Source organism: Lachnoanaerobaculum orale, from assembly GCF_003862485.1.
Taxonomy (GTDB): domain Bacteria; phylum Bacillota; class Clostridia; order Lachnospirales; family Lachnospiraceae; genus Lachnoanaerobaculum; species Lachnoanaerobaculum orale.
This window is the reverse complement of the sequence record NZ_RRCM01000001.1, coordinates 112,654-127,994: the sequence shown is the minus strand read 5'-3', so window position 1 is coordinate 127,994 and position 15,341 is coordinate 112,654. Positions and strand designations below refer to the sequence as shown.

At 40.2% G+C, this 15,341-nt stretch carries 11 protein-coding genes; 8 read left to right on the top strand and 3 right to left on the bottom strand.

From position 1 onward, the window contains the following. Positions 1 to 9: 9 nt before the first annotated feature. The 8 genes from trpE to EHW90_RS00620 all read left to right on the top strand — a co-directional run bounded on the left by trpE (position 10) and on the right by EHW90_RS00620 (position 10,897). Positions 10 to 1,461, top strand: a complete 1,452-nt coding sequence (trpE, locus tag EHW90_RS00655; protein ID WP_124950421.1) for an anthranilate synthase component I — start codon at positions 10 to 12, stop codon at positions 1,459 to 1,461. Next, complete coding sequence (locus EHW90_RS00650) at positions 1,458 to 2,030, top strand: anthranilate synthase component II (RefSeq protein ID WP_124950419.1); 573 nt, start codon at positions 1,458 to 1,460, stop codon at positions 2,028 to 2,030. Before trpE ends, EHW90_RS00650 begins: the two co-directional genes overlap by 4 nt. After that, complete coding sequence (gene trpD, locus EHW90_RS00645; protein WP_124950417.1) at positions 2,027 to 3,043, top strand: anthranilate phosphoribosyltransferase; 1,017 nt, start codon at positions 2,027 to 2,029, stop codon at positions 3,041 to 3,043. The genes EHW90_RS00650 and trpD overlap by 4 nt, the downstream gene beginning before the upstream one ends. Further along, positions 3,036 to 3,833 (top strand): indole-3-glycerol phosphate synthase TrpC, encoded by a 798-nt coding sequence (gene trpC, locus EHW90_RS00640; RefSeq protein WP_124950415.1) that lies wholly within the window; start codon positions 3,036 to 3,038, stop codon positions 3,831 to 3,833. The genes trpD and trpC overlap by 8 nt, the downstream gene beginning before the upstream one ends. Beyond that, positions 3,820 to 4,434, top strand: coding sequence for a phosphoribosylanthranilate isomerase (locus EHW90_RS00635; protein WP_124950413.1), 615 nt, complete (start codon positions 3,820 to 3,822; stop codon positions 4,432 to 4,434). The genes trpC and EHW90_RS00635 overlap by 14 nt, the downstream gene beginning before the upstream one ends. Continuing rightward, entirely contained in the window at positions 4,421 to 5,611 is a 1,191-nt protein-coding gene (trpB, locus tag EHW90_RS00630) for a tryptophan synthase subunit beta (RefSeq protein WP_124950411.1), read from the top strand. The genes EHW90_RS00635 and trpB overlap by 14 nt, the downstream gene beginning before the upstream one ends. Continuing rightward, positions 5,604 to 6,374, top strand: coding sequence for a tryptophan synthase subunit alpha (trpA, locus tag EHW90_RS00625; protein ID WP_124950409.1), 771 nt, complete (start codon positions 5,604 to 5,606; stop codon positions 6,372 to 6,374). The genes trpB and trpA overlap by 8 nt, the downstream gene beginning before the upstream one ends. Positions 6,375 to 6,628: 254 nt before the next feature. Next, positions 6,629 to 10,897 carry a 2-hydroxyacyl-CoA dehydratase gene (locus EHW90_RS00620; RefSeq protein ID WP_124950407.1) on the top strand — a complete coding sequence of 1,423 codons (4,269 nt, stop codon included), beginning with the start codon at positions 6,629 to 6,631 and terminating at the stop codon, positions 10,895 to 10,897. Between the two features lie 69 nt (positions 10,898 to 10,966). Here the strand turns inward: EHW90_RS00620 and EHW90_RS00615 are convergent, their stop codons facing one another. The 3 genes from EHW90_RS00615 to EHW90_RS00605 form a co-directional block, all read right to left on the bottom strand. Continuing rightward, positions 10,967 to 13,021 (bottom strand): LacI family DNA-binding transcriptional regulator, encoded by a 2,055-nt coding sequence (locus EHW90_RS00615; RefSeq protein WP_124950405.1) that lies wholly within the window; start codon positions 13,019 to 13,021, stop codon positions 10,967 to 10,969. Between the two features lie 233 nt (positions 13,022 to 13,254). Next, positions 13,255 to 14,169 (bottom strand): sugar phosphate isomerase/epimerase family protein, encoded by a 915-nt coding sequence (locus EHW90_RS00610; RefSeq protein WP_124950403.1) that lies wholly within the window; start codon positions 14,167 to 14,169, stop codon positions 13,255 to 13,257. After that, a complete protein-coding gene (locus tag EHW90_RS00605; protein ID WP_124950401.1) occupies positions 14,166 to 15,341 on the bottom strand; it encodes a Gfo/Idh/MocA family protein in 1,176 nt (391 codons plus the stop codon). The genes EHW90_RS00610 and EHW90_RS00605 overlap by 4 nt, the downstream gene beginning before the upstream one ends.

Genomic DNA, 15,341 nt, shown 5'->3' with positions numbered 1-15,341 from the left:
GGAGAATATATGTTAGCCAACCTAAAAAAACTTAAAGAAAATAAAGAATACACACTGGCGCCTATAAGTATGGAAATCTTGTCGGATTTTATCACACCGATTGAAGCTATGAGAATTCTGAAAGCGGCATCCACTCATGCTTACTTACTTGAATCAGCCAAGGCCAATGAAAACTGGGGCAGATACACCTTCTTGGGATTTGAACCGGAGCTTTCAATCAGCTGCATTGACGGCAAGATGAATGTGGACGGAAAAGAATTTGAATGCAGCGACCCGACAAACTATCTCAGAGAACTTCTGAAAAAATACAAAAGTCCGAGAATATCTTCTCTCCCACCTTTTACAGGAGGTCTGGTAGGGTACTTTTCATTTGACTTTATAAACTACAAAGAGCCTAGCACAAAAATGAATATTGACGACAGTGAAGGCTTTAAAGATATAGACCTGATGCTGTTTAAAGATGTTATAGCATTTGACAATGTTAAGCAAAAGATAATACTTATAACAAATATCGAACTTGACAAAGACATAGATGTTGAATACGAAAAAGCATTAAAAAGACTCAATTCAATCAAAGAACTTTTACATACAGGCAAGAAGTCCTTTGAAGGCGGAAAGCTGCTCGGTGAAGTAACACCGCTATTTTCAAAGGACGAGTTTTCAAAGATGATCGGTAAGGCAAAACATCATATCAAGGAGGGCGATATTTTCCAAATCGTACTTTCAAACAGACTACAGGCAAACTTTGAAGGAAGCCTCTTGGATACCTACAGAGTACTTAGAACCGTCAATCCTTCACCATATATGTTCTACTTTTCAGGAACAGATGTGGAAGTTGCCGGTGCATCTCCTGAAACTTTGGTAAAACTTGAAGACGGTATATTACACACCTTCCCTCTTGCAGGTACAAGACCCAGAGGCAAGAGCGAAAAAGAGGATAAAGAACTTGAAACCGAACTTTTGGCTGATGAAAAGGAACTTGCGGAACACAACATGCTTGTAGACCTCGGAAGAAACGACCTTGGAAAGATAAGCAAATTCGGCAGCGTGGTTGTGGAAAAATTCCACTCTATAGAAAGATACTCTCATGTAATGCACATAGGTTCCACCGTTCGAGGCGAGATAAGGCCTGAATACGATGCGCTCAACGCGCTTGAAGCCGTACTTCCTGCAGGTACTCTCTCAGGTGCTCCTAAGATTCGTGCCTGTCAACTTATAGAAGAACTTGAAAACAACAAAAGAGGTATATACGGAGGTGCGATAGGCTATATCGACTTTACCGGAAACATGGATACCTGCATAGCAATAAGACTTGCCTATAAGAAAAACGGCAAAGTATTTATAAGAAGCGGTGCCGGCATCGTGGCGGACTCTGACCCCGATAAGGAATATATGGAGAGTATCAATAAGGCCGGAGCCGTAGTCGACGCCCTGAAAAAAGCACAGGAGATGAACAAATGATTCTATTGATTGATAATTACGACAGTTTTTCCTATAACCTCTTTCAGATGGTAGGAGAAATAAATCCTGATATAAAAGTTATAAGAAATGATGAAATGAGCGTAGATGATATAAAAGCTCTTTCACCTGAAAAAATAATTATTTCTCCGGGTCCCGGCAGGCCTGAAGATGCCGGAGTCATTATAGACGTGGTAAAAAAACTCGGACAAAGTATTCCGATACTTGGAGTGTGCCTAGGACATCAGGCCATATGTATGGCTTTCGGTGCAACTGTCACCTATGCCAAAAAACTGATGCACGGCAAAGACTCCACCACTCACTTTGATACAAACTGCCCTATATTTAAAGACATACCTGATACAAGCAAGGTTGCAAGATATCACTCTCTTGCCGCTCTTGAAAATACACTCCCTGATACTCTTAAGGTAGTTGCAAAAACGGATGACGGTGAGGTAATGGCTGTAAAACATATCTCCTTTCCGATATACGGTGTGCAGTTCCATCCGGAATCCATTATGACAACCTACGGAAAAGAGATGCTTAGAAACTTTATAGGAGAAAAATTATGATTAAGGAAGCTATTATAAAGATTGTAAATAAAGAAGATTTAAGTTTTGACGAAGCTTACACCGTAATGAATGAAATAATGAACGGCGAGACCACACCTACTCAAAACGCCGCATTTCTTGCAGCACTGTCTACAAAGAGTGCCAAGGCGGAGACCACAGGCGAAATTGCCGGTTGTGCCAAAGCTATGAGAAAACACGCCACACCTGTTGATACAGACTTTGACCTTTTTGAAATAGTCGGAACCGGAGGTGACAACGCAGGAAGCTTCAATATCTCTACAACATCCGCAATAGTTGCAGCCGCAGGCGGTATGAAAGTCAGCAAGCACGGCAACAGAGCCGCATCTTCAAAATGCGGTACGGCAGACTGCCTTGAAGCCTTGGGTGTAAACATTGACGAAGACCCTGCTAAGTGCAGAGAACTTCTTGAAAAAGTGGGCATTTGCTTCTTCTTTGCACAAAAATATCACACCTCAATGAAATATGTCGGTGCAATCAGAAAGGAACTCGGATTCAGAACGGTCTTCAATATTCTGGGGCCTCTGACAAACCCTGCACATCCGAAGCGCCAGCTTCTCGGAGTTTATGATGAATACCTGATAGAGCCGCTTGCAAAAGTTCTCATGGAACTTGGAGTAAAAAGAGGTATGGTAGTCTACGGCATGGACAAACTTGACGAGATCTCACTCTCCGCACATACAAAAGTATGTGAGATAAAGGACGGCTCACTGCATACATACGAAATAAAACCTGAGGACTTCGGCCTTTCCCATTGCAAAAAAGAGGATTTGGCAGGTGGCGACCCGAAAGAAAATGCCGCCATCACTCTTTCCATATTAGAAGGTGAAAAAGGTGCCAAAAGAGATGCCGTACTTCTAAATGCGGGAGCGGCGCTCTATATCGGCGAAAAAGCAAAAAGTATTCAGGAAGGAATAAACCTTGCAGCAAGACTTATTGACAGCAAGAAAGCATTAAAGGTATTGGAAGACTTTATCAAGGTGAGCAATGAGTAGTACGATTTTAGATATAATAGCAAATTATACAAGAGAAAGAATAGAAGAAAAAAAGAAAAAAATACCTTTACAAAAGGTAAAACTTGAAGCCGATAAGATAATATCAGACAGGTTTTCCTTTGAAACCGCGTTAAGAAAACCTGAGCTTTCCTTTATATGTGAGTGCAAGAAGGCTTCACCTTCAAAAGGTATTATTGCGGAGAATTTTCCTTATCAAAGAATTGCAAAGGAATACGAAAGAGCCGGTGCCGACTGCATATCCGTACTTACGGAGCCTAAGTGGTTTTTGGGAAGCGATGAATATCTGAGAGAAATAGCAAAGATTACCGAAGTTCCGCTTCTTAGAAAAGATTTCACAGTTGACGAATATATGATATATGAAGCCAAGGCAATGGGCGCCTCATGTGTGCTTTTGATATGCTCCATACTTTCAGTTCCCGAGCTTAAGTACTATAAAGATATCTGTGACGAGCTTGGACTTTCCGCTCTTGTGGAATGTCATGACGAAGCTGAAATAGAGATGGCACAAAAAATAAATGCACGCATTATCGGGGTAAACAACAGAAATCTGAAAGATTTTTCCGTAGACACAAACAACAGCAAAAGATTGCGTGACCTTGTACCGAAAGATGTATTATTTGTCTCTGAAAGCGGCGTAAGTTCTCCCGAGGATATTAAAAATATCAAAGATATGGGAGCGGATGCGGCCCTTGTCGGTGAAATACTTATGCGTTCAAAAGATAAAAAAGCCACATTGGATTGGCTAAAGGGTAAGAATGACAAAGATTAAATTATGCGGAATACAAAGATATGAAGATATAGATGTAGTCAATGAATTATTGCCTGACTATATAGGATTTGTCTTTGCCAAAAAAAGCAAAAGATTTATATCCTATGATATGGCAAAAGCATTAAAAAAAAGACTTGATAAAAGGGTAAAGGCTGTCGGTGTATTTGTAAATGAGAGCATTGAAAATATCATATATTTGGTAAGAAATGATATCATCGACCTCATCCAACTACACGGAGACGAGGACAGTGACTATATAAGTAAGCTTAAAAAATACGTAAATATACCTGTTATAAAAGCCTTCAAAATAAAGTCAAAAGCCGATATAAATACATTATATAAAGAAGGAAGTGACTTTATATTACTGGATGCAGGCGCAGGTGACGGCAAAACCTTGGACGAGTCGATATTAAAGGATTTTAAAGGCGATTACTTTTTAGCCGGCGGACTTTCTCCCGACAATATATGTGAAAAGATAAATACCCTGCACCCTTTCGGCGTGGATGTAAGCTCCGGGATAGAAACAGGCGGCAAAAAAGATGCAGATAAAATGAGAAAATTTGTAAAATTAGTGAGAGAGGTAGAAAATGAAAGAAACTAAGGGAAGATTTGGAATTCACGGCGGTCAGTACATACCTGAGACCCTGATGAATGCGGTAATAGAGCTTGAAAATGCGTACAATCATTATAAAAACGATCCTGAATTCAATAAGGAACTGAATTATCTTTTGAATGACTATGCAGGCAGGCCTTCAAAGCTTTACTTTGCAAAGAAAATGACTGAGGACCTGGGCGGTGCAAAAATTTATCTCAAGCGTGAAGACCTCACACATACAGGCGCACATAAGATAAACAATGTACTCGGTCAGGCACTGCTTGCAAAAAAGATGGGCAAGAGGAGACTTATCGCGGAAACAGGTGCCGGACAACACGGTGTAGCAACCGCTACAGCAGCGGCTCTTATGGGCATGGAATGTGTAGTGTTTATGGGTGAAGAGGACACAATTCGTCAGGCACTTAATGTGTACAAGATGAGACTTTTAGGTGCAACCGTTATCCCTGTAACAAGCGGTACAAAGACTCTAAAAGATGCCGTTTCAGAGGCTATGAGGGAGTGGACCAGCAGAATTGACGATACACATTACTGCCTCGGCTCCGTAATGGGACCTCATCCTTTCCCTACAATAGTAAGAGATTTTCAGGCGGTAATATCAAAGGAAATCAAAGAGCAGATCTTGGAAAAAGAAGGCAGACTTCCTGATGCAGTAGTTGCCTGTGTAGGCGGAGGCTCAAATGCCATCGGAAGTTTCTACAACTTTATAGAGGACAAGGAAGTGGCTCTCATCGGCTGTGAGGCCGCAGGAAAGGGTATACATACCTTTGAAACCGCAGCCACAATCAATACAGGCAGCCTCGGTATATTCCACGGTATGAAGTCATACTTCTGTCAGGATGAATACGGCCAGATTGCCCCTGTTTATTCTATTTCCGCAGGACTTGACTATCCGGGAGTAGGACCTGAGCACGCCTACTTAAACGACATAAAGAGAGCAAGCTATGTACCTGTAACGGATGATGAAGCCGTAGAGGCATTTGAGTACCTCTCAAGAACGGAAGGAATTATTCCGGCTGTTGAATCAGCTCATGCAGTAGCCTATGCAAAGAAAATAGCACCTTCTATGGGCAAGGACAAAATAATTGTAATAACAATCTCCGGAAGAGGTGACAAAGATTGTGCAGCCATTGCAAGATATAAAGGAGAAGACCTATATGAATAAGATATATGAAGCATTCAAAAATAAAAAAGCATTTATTCCGTTTATCACCTGTGGCGACCCTGATGTGGCCACTACAAAAGCCACTATATTGGAGATGGTAAAAAACGGTGCCGACCTCATAGAGATAGGCATTCCGTTTTCAGACCCGACAGCAGAGGGTGTTGTAATACAGGGTGCCAATATCAGAGCGCTTGCAGGCGGCATCACAACTGACAAGGTCTTTGATATGGTTGCGGATGTCAGAAAAGAAGTAAGTATCCCTCTTGTGTTTATGACCTACGCCAATGTGGTCTTCTCATACGGTGCCGAAAAATTTTTCACAAGATGTAATGAAGTCGGCATTGACGGAATAATACTTCCCGATATACCGTTTGAGGAAAAGAAAGAGTTTCTTGATGTGGCGGACAGACATAATGTTGACCTTATATCTCTCATCGCTCCGACTTCGGACGACCGAATCGCTATGATTGTAAAAGAGGCAAAGGGATTTTTATATATCGTATCAAGTCTCGGTGTAACAGGTACAAGAAGTGAGATAACCACCGACCTTGACTCCATAGTAAAAATAGTAAAAGAAAATACATCCGTCCCATGTGCTATAGGCTTCGGTATATCCACACCGCAGCAGGCAAATGAGATGAGCCAAATTGCTGACGGAGTCATAGTAGGTTCCGCAATAATAAAACTGCTCAAAAAATATAAAACCGAAGCCCCGAAATATATCGGAGAGTATGTAAAAGAAATGAAAGAAGCCATGAACTAGGATGCCAAAAATAATATCAAAAGTGCCAATTCCGATGAAAGTCGGTTTTGGCACTTTTATTTTTAACACTCTTTTAATCTCTTATTCATTGCCTTATTCCTAGCAATGTGCTATGATATAAAATCATGTTTTTACATGTTGTTTTTGTACGCAATTATATTTGATGCAAAAATAAAAGTTTGAAATACCTGTTAAAGATATTTCAAATATAAAAGACACAAATTTGATTTTAAGCTTATTTAAGAGGTTATTATATGCAAAACACAGAAAAAACCTATGTACTTGGAATAGATATAGGTTCTACTACAGTAAAAATTGCTATACTTGACAGCAATCACGATGTAGTATTTTCAGATTATCGCAGACATTATGCAAATATTCAGGGGACTTTGGCGGCACAGCTCTCAGATGCCTTTGAGAAAATAGGAGAAGTAAATATCATTCCGATGATCACCGGCTCAGGCGGTCTCACACTTTCAAAGCATCTTAAGTCAACCTTTGTACAGGAGGTTGTAGCCGTAGCTACCGCACTTAAGGCAGTTGCACCGCAAACCGATGTGGCAATAGAGCTTGGCGGTGAGGATGCAAAGATTATCTACTTCACAGGCGGTATCGACCAGAGAATGAACGGTATCTGTGCCGGAGGTACAGGAAGCTTTATCGACCAGATGGCTTCACTGCTTCAGACAGATGCCATCGGACTTAATGAGTATGCCAAAAACTATAAGTCAATCTATCCTATAGCTGCCAGATGCGGAGTTTTTGCAAAGACTGACGTACAGCCGCTTATCAATGAGGGCGCAACCAGAGAGGACCTTTCAGCTTCCATTTTCCAGGCTGTGGTAAATCAGACTATCTCAGGTCTTGCCTGCGGTAAGCCTATAAGAGGTCATGTGGCATTCCTTGGAGGTCCGCTGCACTTTCTTTCAGAACTTAAGCAGGCCTTTATAAGAACACTCAACCTTACAGGCGAATACATCGTAGACCCGCCAAATTCACATCTTTTTGCAGCCATCGGTTCCGCACTCAACTGTGAAAGCAATGATTCTATGATCGGTATCTCAGACCTTATCAAAAAACTTCGTGAGGGTATCAAGATGGAACATGAGGTTGCCAGACTTGAGCCTTTATTTAAGGACGAAGCCGACTATGAAGAGTTTTCACAGAGACATTTCGGCCACAGTGTAAAGACCGGAAAGCTTGAGGATTACAGCGGAAATATCTTCCTAGGTATAGATGCAGGTTCAACCACCACAAAGATTGCGCTTGTAGGTGAAGACGGAAGCCTGCTTTGGAACTTCTACTCAAACAACCACGGCTCACCGTTAGCTACAGCTATCAAAGCAATCAAAGAGGTAAAGGATAAGATTCGCCCTGATGCAAAGATAGTCTATTCATGTTCCACCGGCTACGGCGAGGCACTACTGAAAGCCGCATTTATGCTTGATGAGGGCGAAGTTGAGACTATAGCACACTACTATGCGGCGGCATTCTTTGAACCTAATGTTGACTGTATACTTGATATCGGCGGTCAAGATATGAAATGTATCCGTATCAAAGACGGTACTGTAGATTCGGTACAGCTAAACGAAGCTTGTTCGGCAGGTTGCGGTTCATTTATCGAGACCTTTGCAGGTTCATTAAACTTCTCCGTTCAAAACTTTGCCAAGGAAGCCCTCTTTGCAAAGAGTCCTGTAGACCTCGGTACCAGATGTACTGTTTTCATGAACTCAAATGTAAAACAGGCACAAAAAGAAGGAGCTACAGTCGCAGACATTTCAGCAGGACTTGCATACTCGGTTATTAAAAATGCACTGTTTAAGGTTATAAAGATTTCAAATGCGGCAGACCTTGGAAAGCATATCGTAGTACAGGGCGGTACATTCTACAATGACGCCGTACTTCGTGCATTTGAAAAGATTTCAGGCGGATTTGTGACAAGACCGGACATTGCTGGTATCATGGGAGCTTTCGGTGCGGCTCTTATTGCAAGAGAAAGATACGAAAACAAAAAGACAACTATGCTTCCTCTTGATGAAATCATAGGCTTACAGTATGACACCTCTATGACAAGATGCCGTGGCTGTAACAACAACTGTGTAATGACAGTAAACAAATTTGAAGGCGGCAGAAACTTCATATCAGGAAACAGATGTGAAAGAGGTCTTGGAAAAGACAGAGTAAAAAAGGATGTTCCAAACCTATATGATTACAAATATCACCGTATGTTTGACTATGAACCGCTTACTCCGGATAAGGCATTCAGAGGTACTATCGGCATACCGAGAGTTTTAAATATGTATGAGAACTTCCCGTTCTGGGCAACATTCTTTAGAAGCTTGGGCTTCAGAACAGTACTCTCTCCTATGTCAACAAAGAAAATATACGAGCTTGGTATTGAATCCATCCCAAGTGAGTCCGAGTGCTATCCTGCCAAGATTACACACGGTCATATCTCATGGCTTATAAAGAACGGTATCCGCACTATATGGTACCCTTGTATACCTTATGAGAGAAATGAGCAGCCTGATGCAGGCAACCATTTCAACTGCCCTATCGTCACTTCATATGCTGAGAATATAAAGAACAATGTGGAGGAAATCCGCGAGACCAATACAAGATTTTTAAATCCTTTCATGGCATTTACAAATGAAGAGGTACTTACAAATCAGCTTATAAAGGTTATGAAGGATGAATTCGATATCAATGAAAGAGAAGTAAAGTTCGCAGCTCACGCGGCTTGGACCGAGCTTATACAGGCAAAGAAAGATATCGAGCGTGAAGGTGAAAAGACTATAGAGTGGCTGCATAAGAACAATCGCCACGGCATTGTACTTGCAGGCAGACCTTACCATGTTGACCCTGAGATACACCACGGTATACCTGATATGATAACATCATTCGGTATTGCAGTACTTACAGAGGACTCCGTATCTCACCTTGCCAAGGTTGAAAGACCTGTTATCGTAAGCGATCAGTGGATGTATCACTCAAGACTCTACGCGGCAGCAAGCCTTGTAAAAAAAGATGACTGCCTTGATCTTGTACAGCTAAACTCCTTCGGCTGCGGACTTGACGCCGTGACCACAGATCAGGTAAGTGATATACTTACAGGTTCAGGAAAAATCTATACTGTACTTAAAATCGATGAGGTAAACAATCTCGGTGCAGCAAGAATCCGTATACGTTCACTTATCGCCGCACTGCGTGTAAGAGATAAGAAAAACTATGAGAGAAAAATTCAATCCTCAGCTTACCACAGAAAGGTGTTTACAAAGGAGATGAAGGACGAATACACCATTCTATGTCCACAGATGTCTCCTATACATTTTGACCTTTTGGAGCCGGCACTCAACGCTTTCGGCTACCATGTAGAGGTACTCCAAAATGATTCACGTTCCGCTATAGACTGCGGTCTTAAATATGTAAACAATGATGCCTGCTACCCTTCACTTATAGTTGTAGGACAGATAATGGAAGCATTGCTTTCAGGAAAATACGATCCGAATAAGACCGCCATTTTTATGAGCCAGACAGGTGGCGGATGCAGAGCCAGCAACTATATCGGCTTTATCAGAAGAGCTCTTGAAAAAGTGGATATGGAACAGATACCTGTAATCTCTGTCAATGCCAACGGCATGGAGACCAACGAAGGATTTAAGATGACTCCTGCCATGATTATTAAGGCTATGCAGGCTGTCGTATACGGCGACCTGTTTATGAGAGTCTTGTATGCTACCAGACCTTATGAAAAGGAAAAAGGTGCTGCCAACAGACTCCATAAAAAGTGGAGAAATCGTGTTATTGACTCTCTGTCTGTAAGAAAACCGAACTTCGGTGAGTTTAAGAGAAATATCAGAGGCATTGTAAAAGACTTTGATAATCTTCCAAGACTCAATATCAAAAAACCTAGAGTAGGTATAGTCGGAGAAATCCTTGTTAAGTTCTCTCCTCTTGCAAATAACCATATAGTGGAATTGCTTGAAAAAGAAGGTGCCGAGGCTGTAATGCCCGATCTTATGGACTTTTTGCTGTACAGCTTCTACAACAGCAACTTCAAGGCCGAGCACCTCGGTATGTCAAAGAAGACGGCGTTCATGGCAAATGCAGGTATCAAGGTACTTGAGGCTCTCAGAGGTGATGCCAGAAAAGCGCTTGAAAAGAGCAAGCATTTCATCGCTCCTTCAAGAATAGATCACCTTGCAAATATGGCAAAGGATTATGTATCTATAGGTAATCAGACCGGTGAGGGCTGGTTCTTAACCGGAGAAATGCTTGAGCTTATAGAGACAGGCACACCGAATATCGTCTGTACACAGCCTTTTGGTTGTCTGCCGAACCACGTAGTGGGCAAGGGTGTTATCAAAGAGCTTCGCCGCTCACACCCTGAAGCAAATATCATAGCGGTAGACTATGATCCGGGTGCTTCAGAAGTTAACCAGCTCAACCGAATCAAGCTGATGCTCTCAACAGCACAAAAGAATTTGAAAGAAGAAAATAAGAATAAAAAAGTGATATCATAATAAAACGAGGTCATCCCTACTTGGGGTGACCTCGTGATTTTTTATATTGTTATTTTGCTACCAAAACTATTATTCGCTCATAAACTGCTCATTCTCTTGCAAAGCCTGTACTATTTCTTTAGGAGCCTTTGTTTTATATATCGTATTCCAAGATTTGATCAAGTTTTCTATAGTTATAAATACCGGTTCGACTGCAATAAATGATGGAACCGTTTTTCCAAGTAAATCATTTGCTGCACATAACGCTGCCGCTTGTCCTTCTTCAAAAGGCTGCTGCGCACTTAATACCTTTATGCATCCACCTTTAGCCATATCCAATGCAACCGAAAAGTCCAGATCCGATGTTGCAACAGCAATATCCTCTCTGTTTATATCATGAAGAGCTTCCAAAACTTTTACTGCCGGTCCTTCCCATGAGACATATATTCCGTCAATTTCCGGATGCCACATCAGGAGCTCCTTTGTTTTATCATATTCATCTTTTGAAAATACTTCTGTCGCACAAATTCTTAATTCAGGATATTCTTCTCTAAGGATCTGTTCTACAGCTAAATCTCTCTGGTTTGTAGTGTAGAATTGATGTCCGTATCGAATTATTCCTATGTTTTTCTTATGATTCAAAAGCAGATAATCTCCAAGTCCTCTGCCTATGTTTCTTCCGTTACTCCTTTCATTAACATTGATACATGATACATACCCGCTTCCTTCAAATCTATCCGGTACATGTCCCATAAATATCAGCCTTGTCTTCGTTCTTATTACTTCCTCAAATACCTCCTGTGTTAATGTATGGTTTACAGGAAATGCAATCATTATATCAGGCTCAAGCATTAGAAGACTCTCTATCTGCTTTTTTTGCATAGAAAAATCCATCTGACATCCCATTACCGCAATTACAGTAATACCGATTCTATCAAAAACGTCTCTGACACCTTGTTCATGCAGTTTCATAAATGAAGCTCCGATATAATGATAGACAATAACGGCGGTATACCTTTTCATTCTGCAAATATCCATCTCTTTTTCCGTTAAGGAAAGCATATTTATATCAGCACCTTTTTCTCCAAACGGACCTCTTGCCGTACCTGTTATCGAATCTCGAATAATTATTTTAGGTGATACAAGTATTTTAGAGGTCTTCTTAAGAACAGCCTCATACTTATCTTTTTCCGATAATTCTTTTATTCTGTCTAACATAAGATCCATTGCTTTCTCTGCAATATATTCAAAATTATTCTCTGCCATAGAAAGAGCAGGATTAAGATATGGTGCACTGCCTTCATTTCCAATACACATAATAGACAAGTCTTTCGGGCACCTTATATTTCTTTTCATCATATATCGATAAACTCTGTAAATATGTTCAGAATCTGCAATTAAAAGTGCACTCGGATTATCATTTCCATCTAAAAGCTCTGATAACATATCAGATATTTTTTTTTCTTCACTGTCTTTATGCAGAATATATCGATTTTTAAATTTAACCCCACCATATTCAAGAGCATTTTCATATCCCCTTATAACTTCATTATTATAACTTTTCAGTAAATCTCCCATAAGAATCGCTATTTTATCATGACCGCTTCTTATAAAATGCATTGTACAATCATATGCAGCCTTATATATATCCGTTGATACTCTATCAAATGCCACATCATCTACTTCATTCCCAATTACAACACAGGGAATATTGGTTGTACGCACTATTTTTTGAATATAAAACTCATCCGTTCTTGCAGAGACAAACATACCTATAATCTCTACATGATCAGATAACAACTTATCAACAAGTCCAAATTCAAGATCGCTGTTACAATTACAACGAATCATAGTATAGCCCTTGCTCTCCATTATGGGCTTAAGCTTACTCCAAACTCCTCCGGCATAATTATCCTCTTCATACTGACAAATATACAATAATACTCCGTTTTGAGATTGATGTATATTTTCACGGATTTTTTTTTGTCTTCTAACAACAAATTTAGGTGGAGAATCTGCATTCTTTATCGCCTGTTCCACCTTTTCCACAAGTTCAGGACTTACATATCTTGTTTTATTTATTACATGTGAAACTGTTGCGGTAGATACTCCTGCCATTTTGGCTATATCTTTTATGGATGCCATCTCTTCTCCTATTTTAAAATATTTTTATACTTTTGTAATTCTCGGCTTTAATAAATATAGTTTTAATCTGTATGTCAATATAAAATCTAATTTTACTCATTATAGCATTCAAGCCTTTAGATTTCTACTAAGGTTTACCCCATCTTTATAACAGTTCTGTAAAAAAGGCACTGAAACGTATAGAATCAGTGCCTTACTATCTTTAATTAAATCAATTTATTCTTTGCATAAATTTAGATTACAAAATTTGTCATATACTGTTTTGAAAGCTTCAATGAATCAATAACTTTTTCCTTTGATCCTTCAAAATATTTGTCTTCCACTTCTATACAAGTATATCCGTCATAACCGATATCAGTTAATGCAGATACATATTTTCCCCAATCAACATCTCCATAACCCGGTATTTTAGGTGACATGTACTCCAATGGATACGCCATTACACCCACCTGATCTAATTTGTCGCGATAGAGCTTTATATCCTTAAAATGAACGTGGAAAATTTTATCCTTAAATTCATAAATCGGCTTTATATAGTCTATCATTTGCCATACAAAATGAGACGGATCATAGTTTATTCCTAGGTTATCACTTGGAAGAATATCGAAGACTTTTTTCCAGATAGACGGTGTTGTCATCAGGTTCTGCCCTCCCGGCCACTGGTCCGGACCAAACAGCATAGGACAGTTCTCGATTGCCACTTTTACTCCACATTCTTCAGCGAGCTTAATGATAGGTGGCCATACTTCCTTTACAAGTTCCAGATTCTCTTCAACTCTTTTGCTCTGATCTCTTCCTATAAAGGTTGTGACCATATTAACACCAAGTTTAGCACTAAACTGTATTACTTTCTTTAAATGCTCTACAGCTGCAGTTCTCTTCTCCAAGTCTCCATCTAAAGGATTAGGGTAATATGCCAGAGATGAAATTTCCACTCCCTTATCTTTACAAAAATTCTGTATATATGATACATAGGAGTCATCATTATTTTCTACATCAATATGACTTACACCGGCATATCTTCTTTCTGCTTTTCCTTTAGGCCAGCAGGCTACTTCGACACATTTGTATCCCAAATCAGATGCTACACTAATCATTTCCTCGAAATCGCTTTTATCGAGTATAGCACTTACAAAACCTATTTTCATTTAACCTGTACCCAAGCTTTCTTCTCATTTGATTCAAGAACCGCCTCACAAACTCTGTCAAGCTGATATCCTACTTTAAAGTTTGTAGTTGGCTGATATCCTCCTACAACTGCCTTTGCAAACTCATATGCTTCAATTGCCTTTAATTCACCGTAACCAATGTTCATTCCAGGTATATTCCAAGTTACATCACCATGTGGGTTTGCAGGACCTGTATATATCTTTCTAAATCCTCTCTCCCCGTCATTATCTTCCATACCGTAGCATACTTCAAGCTCATTCAAACGCTCATAGTTCCATGTAAGTGAACCCTTTGTTCCGTGAACCTCAACTGTAAGGTAGTTATTACGTCCCCAAGCCATTCTTGTAGCTTCTACGCTACCGATTGCACCGCTGTCAAAGTTGCAAAGTATTGATACCTCATCATCAACATCTACAACCTGCTTCTTTGCATCATCACCAAGCTTTACTGTTCCTAAAAGGTCTACTCCGCCTTCCTGAACCGGACGCTCCTTTATGTATGTCTTTACCATTGATACTACATCTGTTACATTACCTGCAAGGTACTGTGCAATATCAAGTGCATGTGTAAAGATGTCGCCAAGTGTACCTGCACCTGCTGTTTCCTTTACAAAACGCCATGACAATGGAGATCTTGGATCTGCAGACCAGCTCTGTAGATACTGTGCACGTACATTTGTGATTTCTCCCAGTCTTCCGCTTTCAATAATCTTTTTAGCTTCATCAATTGCAGGAACTCTTCTATACTGATATCCGCACATAGATACAATGCCCTTCTTTGCCGCTTCCTCTGCAGCCTCAGCCATAGCCTTTGCATCTTCTGTCTTTGTTGCAATCGGTTTCTCACAAATAACATGCTTTCCTGCCTTAAGTGCAGCTATTGAGATTTCAGCATGTGAATCATTTGGAGTACATACACATACAATGTCAATTTCAGGATCATTTACTACATCCATATAGTTTGTACATGCCTTTTCAAAAGAAAAACGCTCCTTAAAATCCTCTGCAATCTCAGGCACTATATCACATACAGTTTTGAATACCGGTACATAAGGTGCATCAGTAAATAATTTCGGCATATTGGAAAGTGCAACACAATGTGCTTTTCCCATAAATCCTGCTCCTACAACTCCAATTCCCATTTTCTTCAT

Excerpts from the sequence above, each read along its gene's own strand:
- trpE (WP_124950421.1), top strand. The coding sequence starts at position 10 with ATGTTAGCCAACCTAAAAAAACTTAAAGAAAATAAAGAATACACACTG.
- EHW90_RS00650 (WP_124950419.1), top strand. The coding sequence starts at position 1,458 with ATGATTCTATTGATTGATAATTACGACAGTTTTTCCTATAACCTCTTT.
- trpD (WP_124950417.1), top strand. The coding sequence starts at position 2,027 with ATGATTAAGGAAGCTATTATAAAGATTGTAAATAAAGAAGATTTAAGT.
- trpC (WP_124950415.1), top strand. The coding sequence starts at position 3,036 with ATGAGTAGTACGATTTTAGATATAATAGCAAATTATACAAGAGAAAGA.
- EHW90_RS00635 (WP_124950413.1), top strand. The coding sequence starts at position 3,820 with ATGACAAAGATTAAATTATGCGGAATACAAAGATATGAAGATATAGAT.
- trpB (WP_124950411.1), top strand. The coding sequence starts at position 4,421 with ATGAAAGAAACTAAGGGAAGATTTGGAATTCACGGCGGTCAGTACATA.
- trpA (WP_124950409.1), top strand. The coding sequence starts at position 5,604 with ATGAATAAGATATATGAAGCATTCAAAAATAAAAAAGCATTTATTCCG.
- EHW90_RS00620 (WP_124950407.1), top strand. The coding sequence starts at position 6,629 with ATGCAAAACACAGAAAAAACCTATGTACTTGGAATAGATATAGGTTCT.
- EHW90_RS00615 (WP_124950405.1), bottom strand. The coding sequence starts at position 13,021 with ATGGCATCCATAAAAGATATAGCCAAAATGGCAGGAGTATCTACCGCA.
- EHW90_RS00610 (WP_124950403.1), bottom strand. The coding sequence starts at position 14,169 with ATGAAAATAGGTTTTGTAAGTGCTATACTCGATAAAAGCGATTTCGAG.
- EHW90_RS00605 (WP_124950401.1), bottom strand. The coding sequence starts at position 15,341 with ATGAAGAAAATGGGAATTGGAGTTGTAGGAGCAGGATTTATGGGAAAA.